The organism is Pseudomonas sp. 910_21, assembly GCF_052850735.1.
The window spans coordinates 129288-154032 of the sequence record NZ_VXCY01000006.1 but is presented as its reverse complement, the minus strand read 5'-3'; the positions used below and the strand labels follow the sequence as shown (position 1 = coordinate 154032).

The following is a 24745-nucleotide window of genomic DNA, read 5'->3' as shown; positions in this document are numbered from 1 at the left end:
CTCGATTGAATATATTTCCTAATACCTAAAGAGGATGTTCGTGATGATTGAGTGGTTTGCTGCGAGTTGAGCAGGCTGGGGCTTTCGAAGATCAAGGCAGACCACCCACTTGTGCAGTTCAAGAATATCGCCGGGTATATTTTTATTAACTTTGTTTCGCAGGTGATATCAAATTTTTCGGCGAGGTCAGCTCGCTTTAGTTGCCCCTGTCGGGCATTAACCTGCTAGGGGTAATAAATGAGGGTTATCGTCAATGGCGTTGCAGGTTCCTACACTTCGAGCCCTTAATCGATCGAATGTGGAGAGTGCAACAATGCGTTTACGCGACCTTGGCATCACCTTGGGTTCGGGTACCCCAGGCGTCTACAACGCGATTACCGATGTGCCCGGCGTGCGGGTCGGCCATCACACCCTCAGCCTGGAAACTGCCGAGGCTTCCATTCATACCGGGGTGACGGTGATCGAGCCTCGGGCCGGATCGGCGCACCTGGAACCCTGCTTTGCCGGGGTTCATGTGCTCAATGGCAACGGTGACGCCACGGGCCTTGAGTGGATTCGCGAAGCGGGCCTGCTGGCTTCGCCGATCGCCTACACCAACACCCACAGTGTCGGCGTGGTGCGCGATGCGCTGGTGGCGGCCGAGCGGGAGATGGCCAAGCAACACACCTACTGGTGCATGCCGGTGGTGCTGGAAACCTACGACGGCGTGCTGAGCGATATCTGGGGGCAGCATGTCACGGCCGAGCATGTAACGGCGGCCTTGGGCGAAGCGCGTTCCGGGCCTGTGGCCGAGGGCAATGTCGGGGGCGGCACCGGGATGATCTGTCACGAATTCAAGGGCGGCATCGGTACGTCGTCGCGGGTCTTGAGCCAGGAGCAGGGCGGCTGGACCGTCGGCGCGCTGGTTCAGGCCAACTATGGCGTGCGCGAGGAGCTGCGCGTGGCAGGTTATCCGGTGGGTCGGGTGCTGGCTGACGTGGCCTCGCCGTTCAAGGGCGCGAGCAATGTCGGCGAGCCGGGCATGGGCTCGATCGTCATCACCCTTGCCACCGATGCCCCCTTGTTGCCGCACCAGTGCACCCGGCTGGCACAGCGGGCCAGTGTCGGTCTGGCGCGGGTCGGTGGCGGTACTGAAGATTCCAGTGGCGATATCTTCCTGGCGTTCTCGGTGGGCAATTGCAATCTGCCGGTGGCCAATCACGGGCACCCGGGCGCGCCGACCACCGCCTTGCAGATGGTCAACAACGACTACATCTCGGCGCTGTTCCTGGCGGCTGCGGACGCGGTGGAGGAGGCGATCCTCAATGCGCTGCTGGCCGCCGATGACCTGAGCGGCTGCGGCAGCCAGGTCCTGGCCTTGAAGCCCCAGCGCCTGCTGGCGGCCTTGGAGCAAGTGGGCTGGCGGCCCTGAAACCGATCGGACGGCACCCGGCGGTGGGTTGATCCACTGCCCGCCTGCTCCGCGATGTGACCTGGCGAGCGCACCTTGAGTGGTCCGCTCGCTTTTTTTTGCCCCTTCTAGCCTTGCTCGCCACCTTCCTGCGCCTGCAGAAACAGGGCAAACAACTCGGACTGGGACTTGATCCCCAGCTTGCTGTACAGGTGCTTGCGATGGACCTTCACGGTCTCCGCAGAAATCGCCAGCTTGCGCGCGATCTCCTTGTTCGAGCAGCCGCTGAGCAGCAGTTGGACCACATCCATTTCCCGTGCCGAAAGCGCGGTGCCCGATTGCAAGGTGGCCTGTTCCAGGCGGCTTTGCCAACTGGGTGCGGTTTGTGGCGCATCCGCCGACTCACGCTCGAACACCAGCCGCTGGCGCATCAGCGCCGCGACCCAGGGTTGGACCAGGCCCAGCAGGGCGGTCTGCTCGGGGCTGAAGCGGCACTGGCAGCCCAGGGACAGGCTCAGGGTGCGCGCGCCATCGAGCTGGACATTGATGTGGACCTCGTCGGCCACCACGTTCAGGCGGAAATAGCGCTGGTAGTAGTCGGTCTGCTCGAAGCATTCCGGCGCCACATCTTCCAGGCGAAACAGGCCGCTGCGGGGCGTTTCCCGATTGTGGATATAGAAGGGGTCCAGCAGGTACAGGCCCTTGAGGTAGTCCTGGAACAGCGCGTCCGGCTCGCCGTCCGCCGCCGGGGACTCGGCCAGTACCTGGGGTCGGCCGGGGCTGAAGACCAGCACCACCCAATTGTCCACGGGCACATAGTGCTGCAACAGGCGCACCAGTGCGCTCCAGAAATGGTCCCGGTCCAGGGTGTCGATCAAGCGGCCCACGGCATCGTGCCAGGCCACGTCCTGCAAGGTCAGGTGTGTTTCGCTACCCATAGCGGGGTACCCCATCGAAGTGATTCTGTGCCGCGTGGCGGCGCTCCATACTCTGTGCGTCCCCGGCGCCTGCAGCGGCGATCGGGGCACCTCCAACGCGTGCAAGGATCAACGATGAAGATCGAACTGGTGCAACTGGCTGGCCGTGACGGCGACAGCGTTTATAACCTGGGGCGGGTGCTCGAAGCCATTACAACCTGTGCCGAGGACACCGATCTGCTGGTGTTTCCCGAGACGTGCCTGACCGGGTTCATCGGCGCCGAACAATTGCCGCTCTACGCCGAGCCTCTTGAAGGGCCGAGCGTGCAGGCGGTGCTGCAGGTGGTGCGCCAGCGTAATGTCGCGGCCGTCATCGGCCTGGCGGAAAGCGCTGAAGGCCGCTACTACAACACCTCGTTGCTGGTGACCCCCGAAGGCATCGCCCTGCAGTACCGCAAGACCCATCTGTGGCCCTCGGAACGGGGCGAATTCTGTCCCGGCGACCGTTATGCCACGGTGCTGTGGAAAGGCCTGCGGGTCGGCATCCTGATCTGCTATGACATCGAATTGCCGGAAAGCGCCCGGGCCCTGGCACAGCTGGGGGCCGAGCTGATCATCGTCACCAACGGCAACATGGACCCTTACGGCCCGGTGCACCGCACCGCGATCATGGCCCGGGCCCAGGAAAACCAGTTGTTCGCGGTCATGGTCAACCGGGTGGGCGAGGGCGACGACGGGCTGGTGTTCGCCGGCGGCAGCGCTGCCATCGATCCCTTTGGCCGGGTGCTGTTCGAGGCCGGGCGCGATGAGTGCCGGCAACTGGTCAGCCTCGATCCGCAGCAGCTCCAGGCCGCCCGCCGCGACTATCACTACCTCAGCGACCGCCGGTTGCTGTTGCACGGTGAACGGATCGACCACCCGGACGGTCGACGCGAGCTGTTGATTCCCTGATTGACCTTCACCGCACTGATTCCTGCCACAACAATCCCAATATCAGCAGGCGCGGTGCCGGTCCTCAAGGGCCGGAAACTGGCGCTGTGGAGTATCCCGATGAAAACCATGCGCTGCGCCCGATGGGCCCTGGCCTCAATGTTCAGCTTCAGCCTGGCCTGCGCCGCCAATGCCGAACCCCAGGTGCACATCTACAACTGGTACGACTTCATCGCCCCGGACACCACCAAGGACTTCCAGGCGCAAACCTCGATCGTTGCGACCTACGACGTGTTCGACAACAGCGATGTCATGCAGAGCAAGCTCATGGCCGGGCGCAGCGGCTACGACGTGGTGGTCGCCACCGGCGACCTGCTGCCGAACCTGATCAAGGCCGGGGTGCTCAAGGAACTGGATCGCAGCCAGTTGCCCAACTGGTCCCACCTGGACCCGCAGATCCTGGCCAAGGTCCAGGGCAACGACCCGGGCAATCGCTACGCCGTGCCCTATCTGTGGGGCACCACCGGCATCGGCTATGACGCCGACAAGGTCAAGGCCATTCTCGGGGCCGATGCCCCGGTGGATTCCTGGGACCTGATCTTCAAGGAAGACAACCTGGCCAAGCTCAGCCAGTGCGGCGTGGCCATGCTCGATGCCCCTGGCGAGGTCATTCCCATCGCCTTGCACTACCTGGGCTTGCCCTACAACAGCCAGAACCCCGAGGACTATCGCAAGGCCGAGGCCCTGTTGCTGAAATTGCGCCCCTATGTGCGCTACTTCGATTCCTCGAAGTTCATCACTGACCTGGCCAACGGCAACATCTGCGTGGTGCTGGGCTGGGCCGGCGGCGTACTGGACGCCAGGACCGCCTCGGAAGCCGCCGGCAATGGCCGCCATATCGAATACCGCATCCCTCGGGAAGGCGCACCGATCTGGGTGGAGAGCCTGGTGCTGCTCAACGATGCCCCCAATCCGCAACAGGGGCTGCAGTTCATCGACTACATGCTGCGCCCGCCAGTGATCGCCCAGACCACCAACTACCTGAAGTACCCCAATGGCAACCTGGCCGCCAAGGCACTGATCGAACAGAAGATTCGCGACAACCCCAGCGTCTACCCGAGCCAGGCAGTGCTCGACACCCTGTTCCCGCTGGAGCCGCTGCCATTGAAACTGGAGCGGGTCCGCACCCGGGTCTGGAGCAAGGTCAAGAGCGGCAGCTAGCGCTGAGAGACGGCGGTCTGCCCCCTGCGTTGGCACTAAGACCGAGCGGGGGCAAGGCGGACCTTGTGCGCCATCAGCCATAGCGTGCTGCCGACCATCAGGAACAGCATGAGCGCACTGTGAACGGCCTGAGCCATGCCTGATGAGTCCAGCACAAACCCGAGGGGAATCGGCACGGCATTGAACAAGTAGATCGTCATGTAGAAGTAGGCGATGAGCTTGCCGTGTCCACGGCCCACGGCCAGCTGGTTGATCAGCCGGGCACTGCCGACAAAGATGGCGCCGTAGGCATAGCCGCCGACGATCAGGGCCAGCACTGCCAGGAGCAAAGAGCCCTGGTAGAAGGCCATCAGCAACATGACGAAGGCGAGGTTCTGGCACAGCAGGCCACTCAGCAGGGCGCGCCGGGCCTCGAGGCGCTGGCAGAACAGCTGGCTGGCCCCGGCGATCAGCAGATAGGCCGATAGGCCGTAGCCGAACGCTGCGTGATCATGCAACCCCAATAACTGCTCCGCAGCGCCGGGACCGATCACGAACACACAGGCGGCAAACGACCAGCTGAAAAACACTGACCAGGCGCACAGGTGATAGGGCACACCAATGCCTTTCAGGCTCTGGAGCAAGCCGGGTGCCTTGATCGACGGCGTGTCGGCAACGGCCGTCGGCACGGTTGGCGATGACGGCCAGCATCCCAGCACCCCCAGGATAGCCACCAGGCCCAGGAACATGATCAGCCAGAACGGCAGCGCCCTGGGATAGCAGTCCAGTTGCAAGGCGGCCCCGCTGAGCAGCGGTCCCAAGGCCAGCCCCACGACCATCGCCAGGGTGGCCAGCAGCGCCGCGAGCTTGCCGTTGTCGGCTGGACCGAAGCGCACCAGCGCCATGTTGATACCGGCGGTCATCGCCCCCGAACCTACACCAGCGATCAGACGCCCCGTACCCAGTTGCCACAAGGAACTGCCCTGGGAAAACAGCCAGGCGCCAAATACCACGAGGGCGGCGGAGGGCACCAAGAGTCTGCGCAGATCCTGCAGGCGCCCGGCGAACCCGGCTAGGGTCAGCAGCGACAGCAGGACGCCCACGCCGTAGACGCCGAAGATCAATGTCAGCTCCACGGCACTCAACTGCAGCTGTTGTTTATAGAAGGGGTACAGCGGCGTTGGCGCGCTGCTGTTCATCAAGGACACCATCAGTGACAGCGTCAGAAAGAGTAGAAACACCGGTGACGGCGCTTTATTGCAGGCGTGCGGATGCGTGGACATGACTTATCCGGTATGTGCATGACTGTAAAAGGAGCTCGACGAAGCGAAGGGAAAATGGGCGGGCAGGTTATCGGACGCTCGATAACCGAGGTGCTTTGCCGGACAACGCTCGGGATAGGGTAGTGAGGGGCGAGGGGGTAAACAGGCCTTTCAAACCCTGATGCAAATGATAGCGCCTGGCCCGGTCACTACCATGCTCGAAACCCCTGAGTTCATTTTCCTGCGTCCAGTGCGGCGAAGCGGTGCGGGCAATAGGGCCGCTCGAACGTCATCGCCGGCGAGCGCCTCGACTCAACCCGGCGGCAGCAACCGCAACGGGTCCACCGGTACGCCATTGGCGCGGATCTCGAAATACAACTGGGCGCGGTCGGTGTCCTGGGACCCGGCCTCGGCAATCTTCTGGCCCTTGATCACCATCTGGCCTTCCTTGACCAGCAGGCGGCTGTTGTAGGCGTAGGTGCTGGTGTAGGAGGGACCGTGCTGGAGGATCATCAGGTTGCCGTAGCCGCGCATGTAGCCGGCGAACGCTACCTTGCCGCCCAGGGTGGCGTGGATCGGCTGGCCTTGGGTAGTGGCGATGCGGATGCCCTGGTTGAGCTTGCCGGTGGGGGAGAAACGACCGATCAGCACCCCGCGCAGTGGCCAGCTCCAGCCTTGCAAGGTGACCTTGGGCATCGGCGGGGCAGGCGGGGCGGCCTTGCCCTTGCTCTTGCTGGCGGTGCTGCGCGACTTGCTGCTGACCACCCGGGTGCTCTTGGCCGCGCCGCCGACCCGCAGCACCTGGCCGACTTCCACGGTATAGGGCGCCTTGAGGCCGTTGAGCCGCGCCACTTCCTTCCAGTTGGTGCCGTTGCGGCTGGCGATCGAATACAGCGTGTCACCACGCTTGACCCGATATTCACCGGCCTTGAGGGGCGCGGTGCCGCCAGGGCTGGAGGAATTGGAGCTGCAGGCCGACACCGCCAGCAGTAGTGCAATCAATAGAAGTCTTACCAACACACGGCAACCATTAAGTCCTGATAAAGCCCTGCAGCTCGAGCTGCCCGCGACGCGCCAGGCAAGCCGGCAACTATACCTGTTTGCGGCTTGAGAGGCGCGCTATAGACCGCAACATGCAGCGTTAAATTCAATCAGGATGTCACTGCGCGCAGGTTCTTGTCCGTCGTTTCCCTGCCCGGGGGCTGCGACCGTGCAAACTTAATGAACCCTCGCTCCCGCCGCCGACCTAAGGCAGTTCAGACCGGGAGGAACTCCATGCATATCGAATACATCTGGATCACTCTGGCAGTGATGGTGCTGCTGGCTGAACTCTGGGCCATCAAGCGTTTGCTCAGAAGCGGTGCGCGGGCCGAAAACAAGGGGCTGTGGATCGTCGTGATCATCTTTGTACCCTTGCTGGGGCTGCTGCTCTGGCTGTGCATCGGCCCCAAGGAGCTGAGCCGTGACGCCTCGGCGTCGCATGTTGGCAAAAGTTGAGACGCAGCGTTCATTGCATAAGCCAGGAAGACCGCGCCGTGCCCAGAATCCTCATGTCCCAGGTGGATGAAGCCGAACTCAGCGAGCACAACGCCAAGATGTTCGGCTCACCCAAGGAGCGCCTGGACTTCTACCGCCGGGAAATCCAGTACGAAACCACCATCCTGGCCAACCGCACCGACGCGTACCTGACGGCTCAGGCCTTTCTGGTGATCGCCTTCGCGTCCTGCATGGCCAACCTCAATCCGGAGTGGGGCAAACTCTTTACCCTGTCGGTGCCGCCGTTTCTGGCGTTGCTGGGAATCCTCAGTTCCCTCAATGCCTGGCCGGGGATCAGGGCCGCGTACGAGATCATTGATCACTGGCACTTCAAGCAGAGCCACCTGCTGCACAGCGAGCCGCTGATGGGCCTGGCCTACGACGAGTCGCCACTGTTCTGCGAGAGCGAATCCAGCCACAAGGGCTATCGCAAGTCGTTGCTGTTTTCCATGCGTTCACCCTGGTTGTTCGCGGTGTTCTGGCTGCTGTTGGGGAGCTGGGCGGTGTATATCCAGGTGACCAATCCGGGAGCCTGAAGGAGGCAGGACCAAGGGCCGCCCCCCTCAGACACCATCACGCCGATAAACCGTCGCACTCCAATAGCGGCTGCCGGTGCGTTCTTGTCGACGCCAACCAGCGCCAGCCAGCTGTTTGCCAATCAGGCGATTCATCCAGCCATGGCCGAGCAACAGCACTGAGCCGTCCTGGGTCAGGGATTGAAGTTGCAGCGCGGCGGCTGCCGCCCGACTCCGAGCCGTAGTGGCGGTTTCGACGTGCCTGGAGTAACCGCACAGCCACAGGACTCGAAGAATGGACGCCCAGGCAATAGGCGACAGGCGTGGTTGTCGCCAAGGACCATAAGGCAGTTGCGCCTCGCAGAACAGCGGGTCCACCAGGGTCGGTTCCAGCCCCAGGGCCCGGACGGAGGCCAGCGCTCGAGGAGCGCTGCTGGAGACAATCACCGCTGCGCTGGCGGCCAGTTGCAGACTGGATGGCGGAGCAGGGTGCGCGGTGATTGCCGAACGATCGTAGTCCTGTATCCAGCCCTGCATGTCGAGTGCTGAAACCCGCTCGGTCGTTATGCCTTCGGGTGGACCGTGACGCATGAGGATGATGGTTCTGTTCAAGGTCTGGTTGCGTCCTGCTCGGTGCGGTTCGATGAGTGGGCGGCCGGTGCTCGCCTGGCCAGCCAGCCGTGGTCCTGATACCAGGCCAGGGTATCGCTGATGGTGCGTTCCAGGGTGCGGAAGCTCAGGTCCAGTTCCTGTTCGCTCTTGCTCGGGTCGAAGCGACTGCGCCCGGCTTCCTGGCGCATCAGGCGCACGGTGGCCAGGCTCAGCAACACCGGCTTGCCGGTCAAGCGCGCATAGAGTTCCTGCGCCGCCGCCAAGGTATACAGCAACGGTACTGGCAACGTCCGCACGGGAGTCCTGACGCCGGCGATACGTCCCAGCAGCGGCACCAGCTCTGCCATGGTCATGTGGCGGCCCGCCGCCAGGTAGCGTTCGCCCCTGCGCCCCTGGCGCGCGGCAGCAATCTGCGCCAGCGCCACATCGCGGGCGTCGACCACCGAGAAACTGCCTGGAACCAGGCCGGGCAGGCGGCCCAGCACCACGTCGTTGAGCAATTGTCCGGAGGACGTTGGCCCGATGTCGCCGGGGCCCCACATCCAACCGGGCAGCACCATGCAGGCCTGCATCTGCGGATGGGTCTCGAGGAATGCCAGCACTGCTTGGTCGGCGAGAATCTTGCTGCGGTAGTAGGGGTCCGCATCGGCGGGGTCGCGCAAGCAAGTCTCATCGATCAGATGACCGGGCTCGCCCTTGAGCACGGCAATCGACGAGGTGTGGATGAAGCGGCGGATACCGGCACTGTAGGCCCGCTCCAGCAAGCGCTGAGTGCCCAGGACGTTGATCCGCTGCAGTTGTTCCCAGTGACTGCCGCCCTTGTAGTTGTCGCGAAAGAACGCCGCGGTATGAAACAGCGTGTCGCAGCCATGCAACGCGGCGGCGAACCAGTCGACATCGGCCATGTCGCCCACTACCAGTTCCAACCCTCGCAGAGCACCGAACTGTTGTTCACCCTTGGCTCTTGAACGTACCAGGGCTTTGACTTTGCAGCCTCGGGCCAGCAGCTCCCGTACCAGATTGTTGCCCAGCAGACCGGTGGCTCCGGTGACAAAGGTGTAGTGCATTTCAGGGCGATAGCCGCTATCGGTGGCCGCTTGCGTGCGGTGTTCGGGGGCAGTGCTCATACAGTCCGTTCCATGGGGTTCGAGGGCGCTAGATATACCTTGGCCAGCACCACGGAAAAACAGCGAGTCCTGCATAATGGCTTTGCGAATTTGCAAAGCGACAAGCATGGAGTAGGGCTTTGGAAGCGAATTGGGATGATCTGCGCCTGTTGCTGGCGGTCTGGCGGCGCGGCAGTTTTCTGCAGGCCGGGCAGCTTCTGGGGGTAGCGGCCTCGACGGTATCCCGTCGCTTGAGCCAATTGGAAGCGGCCCTGGGCGAGCCGCTGCTGCAAAGAGGTGTCGAGGGCTGTTGGCTGACGCCTCGGGGGCAATCACTGGTGGAGGTCGCCCTGGCGGCGGAGGAAGGGTTGAGGCGCCAGAGCACGCTGGGCCTCCCAGAGTCGCAGGGCCAATTGCGCGGCAGCATCCTGATCAGTGCAGGCGAGGGCTTTGCCCCTTGGGTGCTTGAGGCGGCTCATCGGGTGACCTCGATTCATCCAGGGTGCTCGGTGGAGCTGCAGGTGAGCGCCGAGTTTCACAAGCTCGCCCGCGGCGTGGCGGACATCGCGGTGCGCACCGCGCATCAGGGTGAACCTTCGCTGATCTATCGGCCATTGGGCAAGCTGGAGTACGGCGTGTTCGCCAGTGCGGAGCTGTTGCACAGGTTCCCGGACATCACCCCGGCGTCGGCCACCACCATCGGCCTGCTTCCTCCCCTGGATAACCTGCCGCAGATGCGCGCGGCCAAGGCCGCTGGTCTTGAGGGACGGCAGATCAGGGTCAGTTCGTTCACGACGCAGGTCGAGGCGGTACGGCGGGGGATGGGGATTGCGGTCATGCCGCGGATTCTGGCGAGCGATCTGGTGGAGCTGTTTGCGTCGATGGCGTTTCCAGCGATGGAGATCTACCTGGTAACCCGGCCTCAAGCCTTGAAGCAGGCTCACATCAAGCACTGTTTCGCGGTTCTGGAGCAGGTACTGGGTGAGGCACTGTCGACTGAAGCAACCGGCGCAATCCCTTAGGGCTGCGCCGGTGCGTCACTCAGTGTGGCGCGCGAGGGATGGTCTTGAGCAGGTCTGCGGGGCTGATATGGCCGACGACGGAATCGGCGGCGCTGCCCGGCAGCGGCAGGTCGAGGATGTGGCCCTTGATCTTGCCCACCACGTGCATCTCGCAGGGCTTGCAGTCGAACTTCAGGGTCAGCACTTCGTCACCGTGTACCAGTTGCATCGGCGCCACCTTGGTGCGCACGCCGGTCACGCCCTTGGCCTGCTTGGGGCACAGGTTGAAGGAGAAGCGCAGGCAGTGCTTGGTGATCATCACCGGTACGTCGCCGTGCTCTTCGTGGGCCTCGAACGCGGCATCGATCAGTTGCACGCCGTGACGGTGGTAGAAGTCACGGGCCTTCTGGTTGTAGACGTTGGCCAGGAATGACAGGTGTGACTCCGGGTACACCGGCGGCGGGTTGCTTTCGGCCTTGCGCCCGCCCCGTGGATGAGCGGCGACGCGGGCCGTGTCCAGGGCCTCGATGACTTCCCGGCGCAGGGCCTTGAGCTGGGAATTGGGGATGAAGTATGCCTGGGGCGCATCCAGTTTGATGTCGGTGGCGTGGTAATGGGTGGTGCCCAGTTGCCCCAGCAGGTCCTGCAGTTGCCCCAGGGCCTGCTCCGGTTTGTTGGCCACGCCGAACGGACCGTCCAGGGCGACGCTGGCGCTGATGCCTTCTTCGCTGGTGGCGGTCAGTTCCAGACGCTCTTCGCGCAGACGGGCCAGCCAGGACAGGCCAATGCGCCGCTCGGCGGAAGTGCGGGTCAGGGCCTGCTGCCAGTTGTGGTCGAGGTTGCGGCTCAGCGGATGGTTGGGACGCAGGCGCTGCAGGGCTTCGGGCATCTCGTTGGGCTCGACCCGATAGCGGTAGCGTTTCTCGCCGTCTTCTTCGAATTCGCCGCGGGCTTCGGCGATGTTGGCGCGGAAACCCACCACTTCACGCTTGACCAGCAGGTTGAGGCCGTCGCCGTTGGACAGCGGCTCGAAGGTCACCACTTGCAGGTCGCGCTTGCCGACTTTTTCCACGGTGCCCACTGGCAGCCCGGTGAAGGTCGGCGAGTCGAAGGCGCCGATGTCGATCTTGCGCTCGCTGACGAAGTAATCGGTGCTGCCCCGGTGGAAGGTCTTGTCCGGATCGGGGACGAAGAAGTGCGCGGTGCGGCCGCTGGAAGCGCGGGCCAGGTCCGGACGGTCTTCGAGAACGTCATCCAGGCGCTGACGGTAGTAGGCCGTGATGTTCTTCACATAGGCCATGTCCTTGTAGCGTCCCTCGATCTTGAACGAGCGCACGCCGGCTTCCACCAGGGCGCGGATGTTGGCGCTCTGGTTGTTGTCCTTCATCGACAGCAGGTGCTTCTCGTAGGCGATCACGCCGCCGTGCTCGTCTTTGAGGGTGTAGGGCAGGCGGCAGGCCTGGGAGCAGTCGCCGCGGTTGGCGCTGCGACCGGTCTGGGCGTGGGAGATATTGCACTGGCCGGAAAAGGCCACGCACAAGGCGCCGTGAATGAAGAACTCGATGGCCGCGTCGGTTTCGGCGGCGATGGCGCTGATTTCCTTCAGGTTCAGTTCACGGGCCAGTACCAACTGCGAGAAACCGGCCTGATCGAGGAACCTGGCCCGCTCCAGGGTGCGGATATCGGTCTGGGTGCTGGCGTGCAGCTCGATGGGCGGAATATCCAGCTCCATCACTCCCAGGTCCTGGACGATCAACGCATCGACACCGGCGTCGTACAACTGGTGGATCAGCTTGCGCGCCGGCTCCAGTTCGTTGTCGTGGAGGATGGTGTTGAGGGTGGTGAACACCCGCGCGTGATAGCGGCGGGCGAATTCCACCAACTGGGCGATCTCGCCCACCTCGTTGCTGGCGTTGTGACGGGCGCCGAAGCTCGGGCCACCGATGTACACCGCGTCGGCGCCATGCAGGATGGCTTCGCGGGCGATGGCGACGTCGCGGGCGGGGCTGAGCAGTTCCAGGTGATGTTTGGGCAAGGACATGTTTTTTTAATCAGGCTTATCAGGGTCAAGGCGCGCATTGTAGCGGCGAAACGCTTGCCCGGCACCCGTGTCCTGCCAGGTGGCGGCCGCGCCGGGTGCGCGGCCACCGGATAGCGTCGACGGATCAGGCCTTGGCGGCCATCGCCGTGACTTCCACACGCATGCCTTCCACCGCCAGAGCGGCCACGCCAACGGCGGCGCGTACCGGCCAGGGCTTGGCGAAGAAACGCTGGTAGACCGCATTGAATGCCGCGCGGTCGGCCATGTCGGTGAGGTAGATGGTCAGGTGCATGACCCGGTCCATGGAACTGCCGGCGCGCTCCAGGGCCACTTTCAGTGCCTGCAGGGTGCATTCGCTTTGCAGGGTGATGTCCCCCAGCTCCAGGCTGCCGTCGGCGCGGGTCGGGATCTGGGTCGAGACCAGGATGCCGTTGAACGCGGCGACGTCGGAGGAGATGGAGTCGGCGTCCGGGTCGGGGGTGAAGACGAGGTCTGGGTTGGCCATGGGAATCTCTTGTTCGAGGGGAAAAAGGTTCGCAAGGATGAGTGGGTGCCGACTGAAGTTCAAGTTGCGAGCATCTTTTTACGGTCCTCAACCAATGCATCGTCCAGGTCGCGCTTCCAGGCGGCAATTCGCCGAGGGTCACACAGGGCCTTGGCCAAGGCCTGGTGCACTTCATAGTTGGGTTCGGTTTCACTGAGCCCGTCGGTCCAGTCCTTCACCTGTTGATAGATGCTTTGGAGCGGCGTTGGGACATCGTTTTTTCGCTGCCGGGTCAGGATGGATTTGTACAGCTTGCGGTTCTCGCCCTTGAGCTCTCGGGTCCAGCGATCTTCGAGGTTCAGGAGGGTGTTCAGGTTGGCCACCCTTTGAGTGTCGGCGGTGCGAGTGCTGCTGAGGGTGATGCCAAGTTTGTCGTCATCGAATTCCAGCTTCAAGGTTCCGGCAGGGTTGCGCTTGTAGGGGTGGAACCACTCCTGGAACGAGCCAGCGCTGTGCACCGCGCGTGCAGCCTTGTTCTGCGGCCCGTTGCACTCGCCGCAGATGGGCACCAGGTTTTCCGCGCACACCGAAAGCAAAGGGTAGGCGCTCTTGGGAATCCAGTGATCGACCGAGATATTGCGCAGTTCGCCACCACACATCACGCAGACATGCCGGGCGTCCGAGTGCTTGTCGCCCTTATGAAACTTGAGAAACTCATCGCGGAAATCTTCATATTTCAGTAACTGCTTCTTGTCGCTGGTCGGCGTGCCGTTGGACAGATAGGGCAGCCCGTCCTTCAGCCCCTTGTTGTAAAAGGCCTCCATCAGGTCCTGGAGATTTTTCTTGTGGGCATCGCCTTGGGGATCGCCGGTAAAGGGGTACTCCAAGGGAATGGTCGCGGTGATGGGTGGCGACTCAAAATATGCTCCGATCCGGGTAGTCGCATGAATCCATTCCTGCAAGCGAGCCTTTTGAGTGGTGTCGAGTCCAGCCAGATGTTCGGCGCGCTCCAGAAGCTTGCGCTCCTTGAGCTTCTTGTTCAGAAAGCCCCAGAGCCACAGGCCTTCTTCTCTACTGGGCATCTCTGCTTCCAGCTGTGCCTGGGTCAGATCTGTCACCCCAGTGGTGGGCCGGCACAGCCACAAGGCGAACTCCTGAATCAGGACCTGGCAGGCGCTCAAGGCCCTGGAGCAATCGATGGGAGATATGGGCTTAATCAAGGGCACCATCCGGGTTGGATTTGCTGAGTTTGTGTTTGTCGATCAGATCCTGCAAACCCGCTTTCAGGTCGGATGCCCCGACCTTTTCGATCAGAGCATGGATGGTCCGAGTATCCTGATTCTCTTCCCAGCGGTTGAGCCGGGTGCGTAGTTCGGAGCGATAGAAACCGGTGCCCAGCCGATTGATCACCGCTTTGAGCTGTTCCACGTCCTGGTCGGTGGGGGTCTGCACCTGTTTGACATACTCGAGAAAGGCCTCGATACGCTGCTGTGCTCGGCTGCCGATGCTGTCTTGCGTGTGAAACAGATTCATCATCAGCGCCCCGGGATCGGTGGCGAAGGTGCGGGTGCCAACCTGATTGGCTGAAGAACTGCCGTCCGCTCCCTTCTTGATAAAGATGATTTCTTCATCGAACACATCCGACAGCACGATGGCCGAATGGCTGGCGATCAGCACGCTGTTGGCGTCCTGGCCCATGGCCTGCTCGATATTGCTGACGATTTCGCGTTTCCAGGCGTCGTTGAAGTGGGTTTCCGGCTCGTCGAGCAGCAGCAGGGCGTCCTGCTGGCCCGCCAGCAGGTGGAACAGCGCCCAGCGCCGCAACACCATCTGTTCGCCATCGGAAAGGTCGGCGTAGCTCATGACCCCGCTGTCGCTGGCGAACTCGTCCTCGGGTTTTTCGTTGCGCCGCAGTGACATTTCGATGCCGTCGATCAGGCCTACAGCCAGCCAGCGCGACAGTTCGTTGAAGCGACTGAAGGCACTCTGGCCGGCTTCGCCCAGCATCAGGGTCAGGGCCTGTTCCTGAGTCGTTGCCTGCTGCAGTTGCGGGTTCAGGTACTGGTTTTTGCCCAGAGCCGGTAGTGGGGCACCCACATCAAAGTGCAGCACCCGCAGGCGATTGGCGGGGTCGGATTGGTTCAGCACCTCGCCGGCCACCAGCATCAGGTCATGCATTTTGTTCTGCAAGGCCCGGGGGGCAGCCAGGGCCCGCTCCAGGTCCAGGCACAAACGTACACTGACCAATCGATGCCAGCCGGCCTTTTCGAACAGGCCGGCTAGCCCCCGATCATTCTGTTGCGGCTTGCGTTGCTGCATCAGGTCCTGCAGGACCACGGCCAGCAAGGCTGCATCCGGGCGACCGTCGCTGAGCAGGATGGGGCGGTTGAGCTGGTCGCTGGCATCGTCGGTGCTGTGGGGCAGGGGACTGGGCTCCCGAGGGCCCGGCTCACTGGCATCCAGCGATGCTTCGTCATGGTGAGTCCAGCCTACGGGACGCTCCAGCTCGAAGGGGTAGTCCTCATCATCCTTGAAGCGCGAAGCGCTGCTCGACTGCTCAAGGGGGGGACGCCAGATATCCTGCCAGGCCCTCCATGAGCCGGAGGTGTAGGCCAGCACCCTTGGCAGCAGGTCCGTCACCGCCTGCGGGTAGCTGCCTTCCCTGACCCGGGCAATGAATGGCAGTGGTTGCTCCGGGGCGGTCGGCTCCGTGCCCAATCGCTGGATGGCCGCTTCGAACGCCTTGCCGTCGGTGCTTTTAGCAAAGGGCGCGTCCTGCGCCAGCCACAGGCTGGTGGACGCATTGGAGCCTGCGCTCTTGAAGATCACCGTGCGCAGGTTGCCGCTGGCTGCGGCGCCCAGTTCATAGACCAGAGTGAAGGCAAACCCCGGCAGCTTGCCATCGGCCAGGGAGATAAAGATCGAGGCGATGGCGCGCAGCAGGTGGCTCTTGCCGCTGCCGTTGAGGCCCACCACAAAATGGATGGCACAGGGCGCTGCCTTGTCCTGGATAAAGGCGTCCCAGGGGGCATCCTGGGCGAAGCTCACCTTGAGGTCGCTCAGGGGTGCATAGAGGTTCAGACTCAAATAACGCAAACGCATTTATTGCCCCTTGTCCGAGCTTGCACGGTTGTCAGTGAAACGCTTCAGATCACTTCCCCGGTTGTCTTCCTCGGCGTGGCCCGACGCGTTGAGTCGACAGGCCCTGAAGGCGGTCATGAAGCGGCCATCACCGTGGCCCCCGGCACCGGGAATGCCGACTTTGCGGATCAGCCCCAGGGCCGTGATCTGCTCCAGGGCGCGGCGCAGGGACACCTCGGAGATCGGGGTTTCCTGGTTAAACAGCGGATGGCGGCAGAAGGCGTCGACGGCATCCTGGTCATCGATCAACAGCGCGAACGGCAAGTTGCTCAAGGCCTCCCAGACCCGCGCCTGAAAGACCGACAACTGCGCAGCGACCCGTGCACGCGCGGTGCGTTGTGCGGGTGTTGCCCACCCCAGCACCGGGCGAGGAGCCAGGCGCGGGGTTTGCTCGACTCGGTGTGGAGCAGGGTTTTGCGTGGATCGTGTTTGGCTGCGCCACTTGCGGGAAAGACTTGCGGAGAAGGCCTCGGTCAGCATGGCTGCTGCCAGCATCCGAGCCTTCTCCAGAGCATCGTGCAGCTGTTGGCGTGGGACCTTGTGCAGCAGGTCGACAATGATCTGCTGCTGCGCCAAGGGCGGGAGTGCCAGTTCCATGCGCTCGAAGAGTGATCGGGAGACCATTCCGCGATCACTGATGCTTTGCACCTGTTTACCGAGCCAGGACAGCCCCATGAAGCAAGCCAGGTACTCCGGGAGGACCTTGTTGTTTGGCCGCAGCACCTGGAAAGCACTCGACGCGAAAGGCGTGGCTGATTTCTCCTTGGGGACAACGAAGGCGCTGCCACTTTCGCCAAAACCCTCGGCCAGTGCGAACAGCACATCGTTGGCCTGGACTTCGATGCAGGACTTTCTCAGCGTCTCGAACTTGACCTTGGCGGGCTGCACCTGCCCGGTTGCCCGATCAATGCTTTCGGGGGTGAAGAGAAGGACTCTTGCCGGCCTGCGGCTCTCCCTGGGACTGTGCCTTGGTGGCCTGAACTTGCAAATGGACGACATGGTGACCCGGGGCCAGGCCTGGGCCTTGACCCCGGAAACCAGCAGCTCCAATGCCAGGGCATCGGACAGGTGAGCGGCTTTATGCAGCGCTTCCTCGTAAGGCCTCAACGAGGCTTGCTGCAAGAGGTCGACAAGGTAGGCCTGCTCATCGAGGGGCGGCAGCTGCATTCTCAGATTGCGGAAGAAACTCAGGGGAATGCTCAGCTGGCTTTGAGTTCCCCGGTTGGTATCCAGAGCGGCCTGCTTGAGCCAGGGCTGCTGGATGAAATGCAGCAAAAAGGCCGGAAGCACCTGAGGGCCCGGACGCAAGGCGAGAAAGTGCTGGGCAACCCCGAATTCGGTGGTCAGCCCCGACATGATCCTGGCTTGCATGACATCCCGCCCACGGGTGGCGATCAGTACATCCCCCTCCTGAAACAGCGCGCCCTGTGAAGATGTTTCGCCATAGGGGCGGATATTGGCGGTCGGGCTCTGTCCGTCCAGATCGCCGAGTGCCGAACTGGGGTAGAAGCTCACCAGCACTTCAGGGGCCGGACGCAGCGCACGGGGGTTGAGTTCGCAGACGTCCAGCAGCCCGACTTCCCTCCAAGAGGGAGGAAAGCTCATTGCACCTCTCCAATCAGCTTGCGCAACTGGCGCAGGCGCTCAAGGACATCGACTTCTATGGCCTCCAACTCATCGATCAGTTCCAGGGCCGAACGTTCCTCCGTGGGTTTTGGTTGCTCGATGACCTTGTAGTCTTCGAGGTCCAGGCTCCAACCGTTACCTTCGATGCAGTGTGGGTCCAGGAGGCCCGGGCGCAATTTGTCGATGATATAGAGCCGGCCTTGCATCCTTTCCACATAGTCGGAGCGGACCTGACCATATTCATCGTGAGAGCCCTGGGCCTGATTATCGGCGGCTCGCCATGTCTGTTTGTTCAGCCAGCGGCGTACCGGAATCTGCCACTGCTTGAGCTGGGTCGCTTCGCGCTTGGGGATCGCATCGAGGGACGCCCAACTGGCGTCCTGCCAAGTGTCCGGCCGGAAATACCGCTCCTTGCCGGCATCCCACACATGTTCACCCTTGTGACGCTGTCGGAAATGCACCAGGGCATCGAACAAGTCGTTATCTGCGCCAGCGGGCAGCTCATCGCGCTTGTGGTCCATCGAGTAACCATCCTGGGTGACTTCATAGAACCAGACCGCATCGGTTTTCGGTTCCTTGCTGAATGAAGTCGATGCGCCATTGAGCCCGGTGACCTTGCGCACCACCAGAATCGCGGCCTCAATGCCGGTATAGGGATTGAAAATCTCTCCCGGCAACAGGATCACCGCCTCCACGTGATGCCGGGACAGCAGCTCGCGGCGCAGTTCAACCTCGGCTTTCGAGCTGCCGTACAACAGGCTCTGGGGAATGATCAGCGCCGCGCTGCCTCCGACCTTCAACAGGCTCAGTGCACGCCAGACAAACAGCAGATCAATCTTGTCGGACTGATTGACCTGATCCTCCCGGGTGTAGCTCGGCAAGTACTGAGTACCTGCGGCTTCCTCCGGATCGATGCGGCCACCAAAGGGCAGGTCACAGAGCACGAAGTCGAAACTTTCGCGGAGCAACGGCTGGGCAGGCCCCTGGAAGTCAGTCATGACCAGGCTGTTGCCCTGCATGAACTGCGGCAGTTCGATGCCGTGCAGCAGCAGGTTCACCCAGCCAATCCGTGCCAGGGCGTGACTGAGGTCCACCCCCACCAGACCTTCGCCAATAGTTTCCAGACGTTTGCTCCGGGCTATTGGCCCGGGCGCATCGGCCAGCATGTAGTGCAGGGCGCTGATGAGAAAACCACCGGTGCCGGCTGCGGGGTCGACGATGCGCTGTCCGCGTTTTGGATCCAGCAGCGCCACCATGAACTGGGTGATATGCCGTGCGGTGACCAGTGGGCCAATCCTGCTGCTGGCCGAGGCTTCGGTGAACAGGTACTCGAACACTTCACCAGATGAAAACCGGCCCTTGTTCTGGCGTCCGTGATAAGGGAACAGCTGATCGATAGCTTTGATCAGAAGTCTGAGTGCCTGGCTTTTGCTCGGATCAAGTTGAAAGTAGGCGTCGCGCAGCATGCCGTTCAAGCTCAAGCGCCTGGCCAGGGATGGATGATAGTCACTGATCAGCAACTCCAGTTCCCGCAGCCACGGAAACAACCGGTCATTCAGGTAGCTGCCAGGGTCCTGGTGTTGCAGCAAGGTGTTCCAGAACGAAGGGCGCTCGTCGAACAAGTTCTCATCATCAGGCATGAGCAACTGGAAGATCGACGGCAACCCATCCTCATCCGGCTCAGCGGCCATGCCATCCAGGCGCTTGAGAAATATCAGGCAGGCAATCTGTTCCAGTGCCACGTAGGGCGAGGCGGCCAACCCGGCGCCAGAAACCAGGTCCCAGAGTGAGGCAACTTTTTTCCGGATATCAGCAGGAAGCATCGTAATCCTTTGCGATTGAGGTCGGAGGCAGCGAAAAGGTGGCAAGTATAGGGGGTTTGCTGCGGTGCGATAACAGCACAGGGCTATCGTGCAGTGCGCCCGCAGATCGGCGCCAGAGGCCGTGTTTTCCAGCATTTCGGCCATTTATGGAGTGCATACGCTCCATATTCTTAAGCAAATGGAGTGTATAGGCTCCAAGTTTGATATCCATTAGCCACTGCTGCGGATATTGTGCGTCCATCAAGTTGCAGGACGACAGCCATGGATACCAACGCATCAGCGCAGCCTCTGCCCAGGACCCTGGGGCAATGCTTCAGCGACAACCTCAGCGCGGTACTGGCGGTGGCCGGTGAAGCCCGGGACAACCGCGCACCGGGTGCTTTTTCAGCGGTGCGCATGCAGCGCAGGACAGGGATCGCCCGCAGCACCCTGCGCGCACTCAAGTCGGCCGAGGCCAATCCGGATCTGAGCACCATCAGCCGCCTGGCCGATGCCCTGGGTGTGCCGCCGGCTTTCCTGCTCATGCGCCCGGAAGATTGGGAGCAGTTGGCGGCGGCCATCGGCGACAGCGGCGATTACCTGGCAGCGGCCGACAAACTGCTGCGCGAGGAGCGCCTGGAGGCGAGAAATCCGGTGGAGAAGGTGTTGCGTGAATGCAAGGTCCATCCGGATGCGCGGCCCATTGGAGTGGGCGCATCGCCCGAGGTCAGCCGGGTCAACGCCAGGGATGAATGGCGGCGGCGCAGCTGTCTCAAGTTCGATGCGTTGATGCTGCGCCAGACTCGTGCCCCGCGGACTCGGGTCATGCTGACCGCCATCGCCGGTGCGCTGGTGAGCCGAGCGACCCCACATAACCCCAGCAACGACCAATAAACTTTTTTAAGAGGAGTCGCAGCATGCCCATCATCCACGACCCCGATCTTGCCGATGTCCTGATGAGCGCCGCCGCCGACGATGTCAGGTTGCTGATCGATGTAATCACCGACAACGGCAAGGGTCGTATCTCTCTGTCGTCCTCTGTGTGTCGCCAACTGACGGCGGCCAAGGACAGCGAGCTCAATGAGCTGGCGCGGGCCATGGTGGCCGAAGAACTGACCCGCTTTGGCGGCAACTCGATGATGAACATCCTCCGGGGTGGGAGCGGGGTGCCGTACCGGGAGCTGTTGAGCGACGTCGCCAGTCATGTAAAAGCCTCGAAGAACGACACGGACACCTGCGCCCAGATGGAAATGACCATCATCGGCAAGGTGCTTGAACAGTCCATCGGCCGGATGAGCGAAGAGGACAAGGCGACCTTTTTTGAATCCATGGGTACCACTTACCGTCCGGGCATGGGCCCTGGAGCCCTGGCGACCCTGATTGCCACCCTGAGCGCCTCGGGGCTGGGTTCCTACAACGTGGCCGCCCTGGTGGCGAGCGCGACCCTGAGCAGCCTGGTGGGCAAGGGCGTGGCTTTTGCGGCCGGCTCGACCGCTCTGGGCCGGGGCCTTGCAGTGCTCGCCGGGCCAGTGGGCTGGGCCATCACCGGCATCTGGACCGCGTTCGATCTGGCCAGCCCGGCTTACCGGGTGACGGTGCCCTGTGTGATTCAGATCGGCCACATGCGCCAGAAAATGCTGCTCAAGAGCACCTGTCCCGGTTGTTACGCGCCGATCACCCCAGGCAGCAATTTCTGTGGCCGTTGCGGTGCCCGGCTGAACCCGGGATAAGCGCACGGCCCTGGTCTACCACGCCATCGATAAAGGAAGAGTTCGCCATGAATCCTACGATTTCGCCCCTCGAATTCCTGCTGGTCAATGTCATCTGTTTCGCCGCGGGCGCGGCAGCGGCTGGCGCTATTTACCTAGGGGCCAAGGCCTTCTACGCCGCTGGCCGGCGCTCGGCGCACAGTGCCTGTTGAGCCCTGTATCCATTGAAAGGCTCGACCGTCTGCGTTGGGCGTATTGAGTGAAATAAGGATCAGATACCGTGTATACCAACGACCACGCGACCCGACTTGTATTCCTCAACACCGAGGCCGAGCGCATTGCCTCGAGCATGCAGCGCACCCAGGACAAGCTGGACTGGTTGAACGACTTTGACAGTGCCCAGAGCCACTCCAGCCTGGCCCAGTTGAAGCGCGAGATGCAGGCCTCCCGGGAGCGCCAGGGGCAACTCGAGCAACTGCTCAAGTCCAATCAAACCCAATTGGACAGTGCCCAGGAGCAGGCCGCCGCCGGATTCAATCCTGGCCACTGGTTCTCCACCGAGCGCAGTGTCGCCAAACGGCTGGTGGAGACGTTGACGGTGCGGATCAAGGCGCTGCAACGCAACCTGATCGACGTTCGCGCCGAGCTCGTCGAGCACGGTGCGCAGGAGCAGCGTCTGGAGCAGGACCTCAAGCGCTACCGCAGCTTCGACCCCCTGGAAGCCCAGGCATTGATGGCCCAACTGCGCGATGAGCAGGGGCAACTGAAGCTCACCATCGAGCAGACCCGCAAAGCCAGCGAGCGCTGGGAGGCCGCCGCCGGCCAGGTTTCCCGCGAATGGCAGAGGGCCAAGAGCACTCTGGAACGCCTCGAACGGGACATTGCCGAGGCCGACGCATTCTATGAGGCCTTGAATCAGGCCCAGAGCGCTCGGGAGCGCGCGCAGATCCACGAAGCCTGCGCCCGGCACTTTGGCTCGGGTAACAGCAGCCCGCGCAGCCTCCTCAAAGACCTCAAGTACGAGCAGCGCAAGGTGACCCAGGATGCCGACAAACTGCAGCTGCGCCTGCGGGACGTGGTCCGTCTTCTGCAGAACGAGATCGGCACGCTGATCGTCGACGGCAACAACCTGTGTTACGCACCTATGGAGAACGGCCAACGGCGCTTTATCGGCCTTGTGGCACTCAAGGCGCTGGTGAGCCACCTGTGCGCCACTTACAAAGTGACCCTGGTGTTCGATCCAGGTATCCGCCAGCAGTTGAAGATGGACGACGGCGCCCTGCAAGCGGCCTTTCCCAACGCCACCGTGGTGGTGATGAACGACAAGGCCAAGGCCGACGAAGCCATTCTGGCGGCCGCCGAATTCGACGAGAGCGCCTACGTCATCAGCAACGACCGCTATGCGGACTTCCCGGAAATGGCCAGCGTGCGCGAGGGCAGGGTGCTGACCCACATCATCCATCCACGCTCGGTACAGATTCAGCAACTGCAGATCAATCTCCAGTACTGACCGGCATCGGCAAGACCCTTGACGACCTGCTCACAGGATCTGCGTGATCCTGGGGCCAGGTATTTGCAAACCATTGGAACGAGTCAACAGGCATGGACCTCCAAGGACATCTGCTGTACATCGACATCACCCAGATCTGTGGCATCGGCTGTGCGTTCTGCATGTACGCCGACAAGCACAAGTCGGGCATGAGCATGGAACTCTCGACCCTGGCCCGGGAGAACCTCGCGGCCCTGATCAATGCCCCCGCCGTGAAACGGATTTCCATCAGCGGCGAAGGCGAGCCTCTGAACAACGCCAAGGTGTTCCACGAGATCCTCGGGTTGTCCCAGGGCGGCAGGAGCTTCGAGTTCATCACCAGTGGTTTTTTTCCCCACGACAAGATGCTCGACTTCTACGAGACCACCAATCGCATCGTGGTGGGCAACGGCGATACCTGCAATATCCGCTTGAGTGCCGACAGCCACCATATCGAGAAAGTCAAATGGCGCGCCCACGGCCTCAGCCTGGATTACCTGCGCAAGCAGCGCCCGGCCGGCCTGGGGTTTTCGTTTCGCTCCATTGACACCGATCGCCAGTTCACCCGGGACTACCTGCTGAGCGAACTGGCCCAGTGGGGCATCCACGGCAGTATCGAGGCGCGCAACGCTCTTGAGGATGTACTGGTCACGGCAGACGGGCGCTTCGGCATCGACTACAAGAATCTGGTACACCCGGCAGCGGACACTGCGCCGGGTTATCTGAACCTGCACGACTACATCGAGGCCATCGAGGCCAAGATCAACAAGCGTTTCACCTTCGGTAGTCTGAACCAGCCACCGCTGAGCAACGGCATGGATGTCACCGTCAAGCCCAATGGCGATGTCTATCTCTACGGCATCGAGAACCAGCGCCTGGGCAACCTGCATTTTGACCGCGTGTGCTGGGAGCAACTGGCCGCCCATGTGCGGGAAACACCACTGGTGCGCACCCTGTATACCCAGCCCCTGGCCGACCTGCTGGCACGCTTCGACAAGATGGAACCGATGCAGTCGATCCTGGCCAAGGCCAACAATCCCTATTGGCTGGTCAAGGAACTGGCGAACCACGATGGCCTGCTCGAACAACTGGTGCCCGCATGATCGATTCCCACAGCCACACTTTCTATTCCAAGCACGCCGTCGGCACGGTGGATGAACTGGTTCGCGCCTCGATCAAGGCCGGGGTGAGCATCCTCACCATCACCGATCACGCACCCTTTACCGTCGACCGCGACAACCGCCTGCGGCTGTCCGAACTCGACCGTTATTTCGCCGATATCCTCCAGGCGCAACAGAGCTATCAGGGGCAGATCCAGATCCTGCGTGGCCTGGAGTTCGACTACATGCCCGGTTCCGACGTCTACAACCGTGAACTGCTGGACCGCTACGAACTGGACTTCGCCATAGGTTCGATCCATTACGTCGAAGTGCCCGGCGAGCCCATGGTCAAGGTCTGGGAACTGCCCCGGCTGGCCGGTCAGGCGTTCCTCGATCGTTATTTCGCCGATCTGGAGGCGCTGCTGGACAGCGGCCTGTTCGATGCCGTGGGGCATGCCGACACCTTGCTGCGGGGCGTGCCCGAGGAGGTTGTGCTGCGCCGACTGGAACCGCTGCTGGGGCTTTTTGCGCGCAACGGCGTGGCCTATGAATTGAATGCTTCGGGGCTGCGCAAATCGAGCCTGGACCCTGAGTCGGGGTGCGAGCTGCAGGGGCTGTGGTCCTACCCGTCACGGTTGTTGTTGCCGCAATTGATCGCACACGACGTGGCCTTCACTGTCGGCTCCGATGCCCACGATCCTCGGGATGCTGGTGAGGGCATCCGCGAACTGTTGCACGCACTGCAACCCCTGGGGCTGCAGCGCATCAGCTATTTCCAGCACCGTCGGCGCATCGACGTGCCCCTTGGGGACGCCATGGCCATCAACATGAAGGGAGAGGTCTGA

The 24745-nt window shown here is 62.3% G+C and carries 23 protein-coding genes; 12 read left to right on the top strand and 11 right to left on the bottom strand.

Features of this window, described 5'->3' with window-relative positions:
* Positions 1–313 precede the first annotated feature (313 nt).
* Complete coding sequence (locus FW796_RS20140; protein ID WP_404939877.1) at positions 314–1411, top strand: DmpA family aminopeptidase; 1098 nt, start codon at positions 314–316, stop codon at positions 1409–1411.
* 107 nt (positions 1412–1518) lie between these two features.
* Here FW796_RS20140 and FW796_RS20135 read toward each other — a convergent pair whose 3' ends face one another.
* Positions 1519–2328, bottom strand: a complete 810-nt coding sequence (locus tag FW796_RS20135) for a helix-turn-helix transcriptional regulator (RefSeq protein WP_404939879.1) — start codon at positions 2326–2328, stop codon at positions 1519–1521.
* A 114-nt stretch (positions 2329–2442) separates the two neighbouring features.
* Here FW796_RS20135 and FW796_RS20130 point away from each other — a divergent pair, with 114 nt between their 5' ends.
* The gene (locus FW796_RS20130) at positions 2443–3258 is read left to right on the top strand and encodes a carbon-nitrogen hydrolase family protein (RefSeq protein ID WP_346632949.1); all 816 of its coding nucleotides are present in this window, start codon (positions 2443–2445) and stop codon (positions 3256–3258) included.
* A gap of 99 nt (positions 3259–3357) precedes the next feature.
* Positions 3358–4458 (top strand): polyamine ABC transporter substrate-binding protein, encoded by a 1101-nt coding sequence (locus tag FW796_RS20125; protein ID WP_346632950.1) that lies wholly within the window; start codon positions 3358–3360, stop codon positions 4456–4458.
* Between the two features lie 35 nt (positions 4459–4493).
* On the opposite strand, the gene FW796_RS20120 is transcribed toward FW796_RS20125, so the two are convergent.
* A complete protein-coding gene (locus tag FW796_RS20120; protein WP_446439881.1) occupies positions 4494–5720 on the bottom strand; it encodes an MFS transporter in 1227 nt (408 codons plus the stop codon).
* A 291-nt stretch (positions 5721–6011) separates the two neighbouring features.
* Positions 6012–6719 carry a peptidoglycan DD-metalloendopeptidase family protein gene (locus FW796_RS20115; protein ID WP_446439880.1) on the bottom strand — a complete coding sequence of 236 codons (708 nt, stop codon included), beginning with the start codon at positions 6717–6719 and terminating at the stop codon, positions 6012–6014.
* Positions 6720–6974: 255 nt separating this feature from the next.
* Between FW796_RS20115 and FW796_RS20110 the strand changes: the two genes are divergently transcribed.
* Together FW796_RS20110 and FW796_RS20105 are read left to right on the top strand one after the other, a co-directional pair.
* A complete protein-coding gene (locus FW796_RS20110) occupies positions 6975–7196 on the top strand; it encodes a PLDc N-terminal domain-containing protein (RefSeq protein ID WP_346632953.1) in 222 nt (73 codons plus the stop codon).
* Positions 7197–7249: 53 nt separating this feature from the next.
* Entirely contained in the window at positions 7250–7771 is a 522-nt protein-coding gene (locus tag FW796_RS20105; protein ID WP_346633060.1) for a hypothetical protein, read from the top strand.
* A gap of 27 nt (positions 7772–7798) precedes the next feature.
* Here FW796_RS20105 and FW796_RS20100 read toward each other — a convergent pair whose 3' ends face one another.
* Both FW796_RS20100 and FW796_RS20095 read right to left on the bottom strand, forming a co-directional pair.
* Positions 7799–8341 (bottom strand): histidine phosphatase family protein, encoded by a 543-nt coding sequence (locus FW796_RS20100; protein WP_446439974.1) that lies wholly within the window; start codon positions 8339–8341, stop codon positions 7799–7801.
* A gap of 17 nt (positions 8342–8358) precedes the next feature.
* On the bottom strand, positions 8359–9429 hold the full coding sequence (locus tag FW796_RS20095; protein WP_346633062.1) for an SDR family oxidoreductase: 1071 nt from the start codon (positions 9427–9429) through the stop codon (positions 8359–8361).
* Positions 9430–9608: 179 nt separating this feature from the next.
* On the opposite strand from FW796_RS20095, the gene FW796_RS20090 reads away from it, so the two are divergent.
* Positions 9609–10490: a LysR family transcriptional regulator gene (locus FW796_RS20090; protein WP_346632954.1), complete on the top strand. Its 882-nt coding sequence runs from the start codon at positions 9609–9611 to the stop codon at positions 10488–10490.
* A gap of 19 nt (positions 10491–10509) precedes the next feature.
* Here FW796_RS20090 and FW796_RS20085 read toward each other — a convergent pair whose 3' ends face one another.
* The 6 genes from FW796_RS20085 to FW796_RS20060 form a co-directional block, all read right to left on the bottom strand.
* Positions 10510–12510, bottom strand: coding sequence for a peptidase U32 family protein (locus FW796_RS20085; protein ID WP_404939885.1), 2001 nt, complete (start codon positions 12508–12510; stop codon positions 10510–10512).
* Positions 12511–12634: 124 nt separating this feature from the next.
* Positions 12635–13015 carry a RidA family protein gene (locus FW796_RS20080; RefSeq protein WP_232642144.1) on the bottom strand — a complete coding sequence of 127 codons (381 nt, stop codon included), beginning with the start codon at positions 13013–13015 and terminating at the stop codon, positions 12635–12637.
* Between the two features lie 59 nt (positions 13016–13074).
* The gene (locus tag FW796_RS20075; protein ID WP_404939887.1) at positions 13075–14214 is read right to left on the bottom strand and encodes an HNH endonuclease; all 1140 of its coding nucleotides are present in this window, start codon (positions 14212–14214) and stop codon (positions 13075–13077) included.
* Positions 14207–16096, bottom strand: coding sequence for an AAA family ATPase (locus tag FW796_RS20070; protein ID WP_446439879.1), 1890 nt, complete (start codon positions 16094–16096; stop codon positions 14207–14209). Before FW796_RS20070 ends, FW796_RS20075 begins: the two co-directional genes overlap by 8 nt.
* Entirely contained in the window at positions 16097–17740 is a 1644-nt protein-coding gene (locus tag FW796_RS20065) for a restriction endonuclease subunit S (protein WP_446439878.1), read from the bottom strand.
* Positions 17737–19584: an N-6 DNA methylase gene (locus FW796_RS20060; protein WP_446439877.1), complete on the bottom strand. Its 1848-nt coding sequence runs from the start codon at positions 19582–19584 to the stop codon at positions 17737–17739. The genes FW796_RS20065 and FW796_RS20060 overlap by 4 nt, the downstream gene beginning before the upstream one ends.
* Before the next feature lie 261 nt (positions 19585–19845).
* Between FW796_RS20060 and FW796_RS20055 the strand changes: the two genes are divergently transcribed.
* The 6 genes from FW796_RS20055 to FW796_RS20030 all read left to right on the top strand — a co-directional run bounded on the left by FW796_RS20055 (position 19846) and on the right by FW796_RS20030 (position 24745).
* Positions 19846–20457 (top strand): helix-turn-helix domain-containing protein, encoded by a 612-nt coding sequence (locus tag FW796_RS20055; protein ID WP_446439876.1) that lies wholly within the window; start codon positions 19846–19848, stop codon positions 20455–20457.
* A gap of 23 nt (positions 20458–20480) precedes the next feature.
* Positions 20481–21293: a ubiquinol-cytochrome C chaperone family protein gene (locus FW796_RS20050; protein ID WP_123728234.1), complete on the top strand. Its 813-nt coding sequence runs from the start codon at positions 20481–20483 to the stop codon at positions 21291–21293.
* A 47-nt stretch (positions 21294–21340) separates the two neighbouring features.
* Complete coding sequence (locus tag FW796_RS20045) at positions 21341–21484, top strand: hypothetical protein (RefSeq protein WP_185073911.1); 144 nt, start codon at positions 21341–21343, stop codon at positions 21482–21484.
* Positions 21485–21552: 68 nt separating this feature from the next.
* Complete coding sequence (locus FW796_RS20040; RefSeq protein WP_446439875.1) at positions 21553–22782, top strand: hypothetical protein; 1230 nt, start codon at positions 21553–21555, stop codon at positions 22780–22782.
* 92 nt (positions 22783–22874) lie between these two features.
* Positions 22875–23903, top strand: a complete 1029-nt coding sequence (locus FW796_RS20035) for a radical SAM protein (RefSeq protein WP_446439874.1) — start codon at positions 22875–22877, stop codon at positions 23901–23903.
* Positions 23900–24745 (top strand): histidinol-phosphatase, encoded by an 846-nt coding sequence (locus tag FW796_RS20030; RefSeq protein WP_446439873.1) that lies wholly within the window; start codon positions 23900–23902, stop codon positions 24743–24745. The genes FW796_RS20035 and FW796_RS20030 overlap by 4 nt, the downstream gene beginning before the upstream one ends.

Bases quoted from the DNA above. Each gene is read 5' to 3' on its own strand.
- FW796_RS20100 (WP_446439974.1), bottom strand. From the start codon at position 8,341: ATGCGTCACGGTCCACCCGAAGGCATAACGACCGAGCGGGTTTCAGCA.
- FW796_RS20085 (WP_404939885.1), bottom strand. From the start codon at position 12,510: ATGTCCTTGCCCAAACATCACCTGGAACTGCTCAGCCCCGCCCGCGAC.
- FW796_RS20070 (WP_446439879.1), bottom strand. From the start codon at position 16,096: ATGCGTTTGCGTTATTTGAGTCTGAACCTCTATGCACCCCTGAGCGAC.
- FW796_RS20055 (WP_446439876.1), top strand. From the start codon at position 19,846: ATGGATACCAACGCATCAGCGCAGCCTCTGCCCAGGACCCTGGGGCAA.
- FW796_RS20065 (WP_446439878.1), bottom strand. From the start codon at position 17,740: ATGAGCTTTCCTCCCTCTTGGAGGGAAGTCGGGCTGCTGGACGTCTGC.
- FW796_RS20050 (WP_123728234.1), top strand. From the start codon at position 20,481: ATGCCCATCATCCACGACCCCGATCTTGCCGATGTCCTGATGAGCGCC.
- FW796_RS20080 (WP_232642144.1), bottom strand. From the start codon at position 13,015: ATGGCCAACCCAGACCTCGTCTTCACCCCCGACCCGGACGCCGACTCC.
- FW796_RS20095 (WP_346633062.1), bottom strand. From the start codon at position 9,429: ATGCACTACACCTTTGTCACCGGAGCCACCGGTCTGCTGGGCAACAAT.
- FW796_RS20035 (WP_446439874.1), top strand. From the start codon at position 22,875: ATGGACCTCCAAGGACATCTGCTGTACATCGACATCACCCAGATCTGT.
- FW796_RS20060 (WP_446439877.1), bottom strand. From the start codon at position 19,584: ATGCTTCCTGCTGATATCCGGAAAAAAGTTGCCTCACTCTGGGACCTG.
- FW796_RS20105 (WP_346633060.1), top strand. From the start codon at position 7,250: ATGTCCCAGGTGGATGAAGCCGAACTCAGCGAGCACAACGCCAAGATG.
- FW796_RS20030 (WP_446439873.1), top strand. From the start codon at position 23,900: ATGATCGATTCCCACAGCCACACTTTCTATTCCAAGCACGCCGTCGGC.
- FW796_RS20120 (WP_446439881.1), bottom strand. From the start codon at position 5,720: ATGTCCACGCATCCGCACGCCTGCAATAAAGCGCCGTCACCGGTGTTT.
- FW796_RS20140 (WP_404939877.1), top strand. From the start codon at position 314: ATGCGTTTACGCGACCTTGGCATCACCTTGGGTTCGGGTACCCCAGGC.
- FW796_RS20135 (WP_404939879.1), bottom strand. From the start codon at position 2,328: ATGGGTAGCGAAACACACCTGACCTTGCAGGACGTGGCCTGGCACGAT.
- FW796_RS20125 (WP_346632950.1), top strand. From the start codon at position 3,358: ATGAAAACCATGCGCTGCGCCCGATGGGCCCTGGCCTCAATGTTCAGC.
- FW796_RS20045 (WP_185073911.1), top strand. From the start codon at position 21,341: ATGAATCCTACGATTTCGCCCCTCGAATTCCTGCTGGTCAATGTCATC.
- FW796_RS20110 (WP_346632953.1), top strand. From the start codon at position 6,975: ATGCATATCGAATACATCTGGATCACTCTGGCAGTGATGGTGCTGCTG.
- FW796_RS20130 (WP_346632949.1), top strand. From the start codon at position 2,443: ATGAAGATCGAACTGGTGCAACTGGCTGGCCGTGACGGCGACAGCGTT.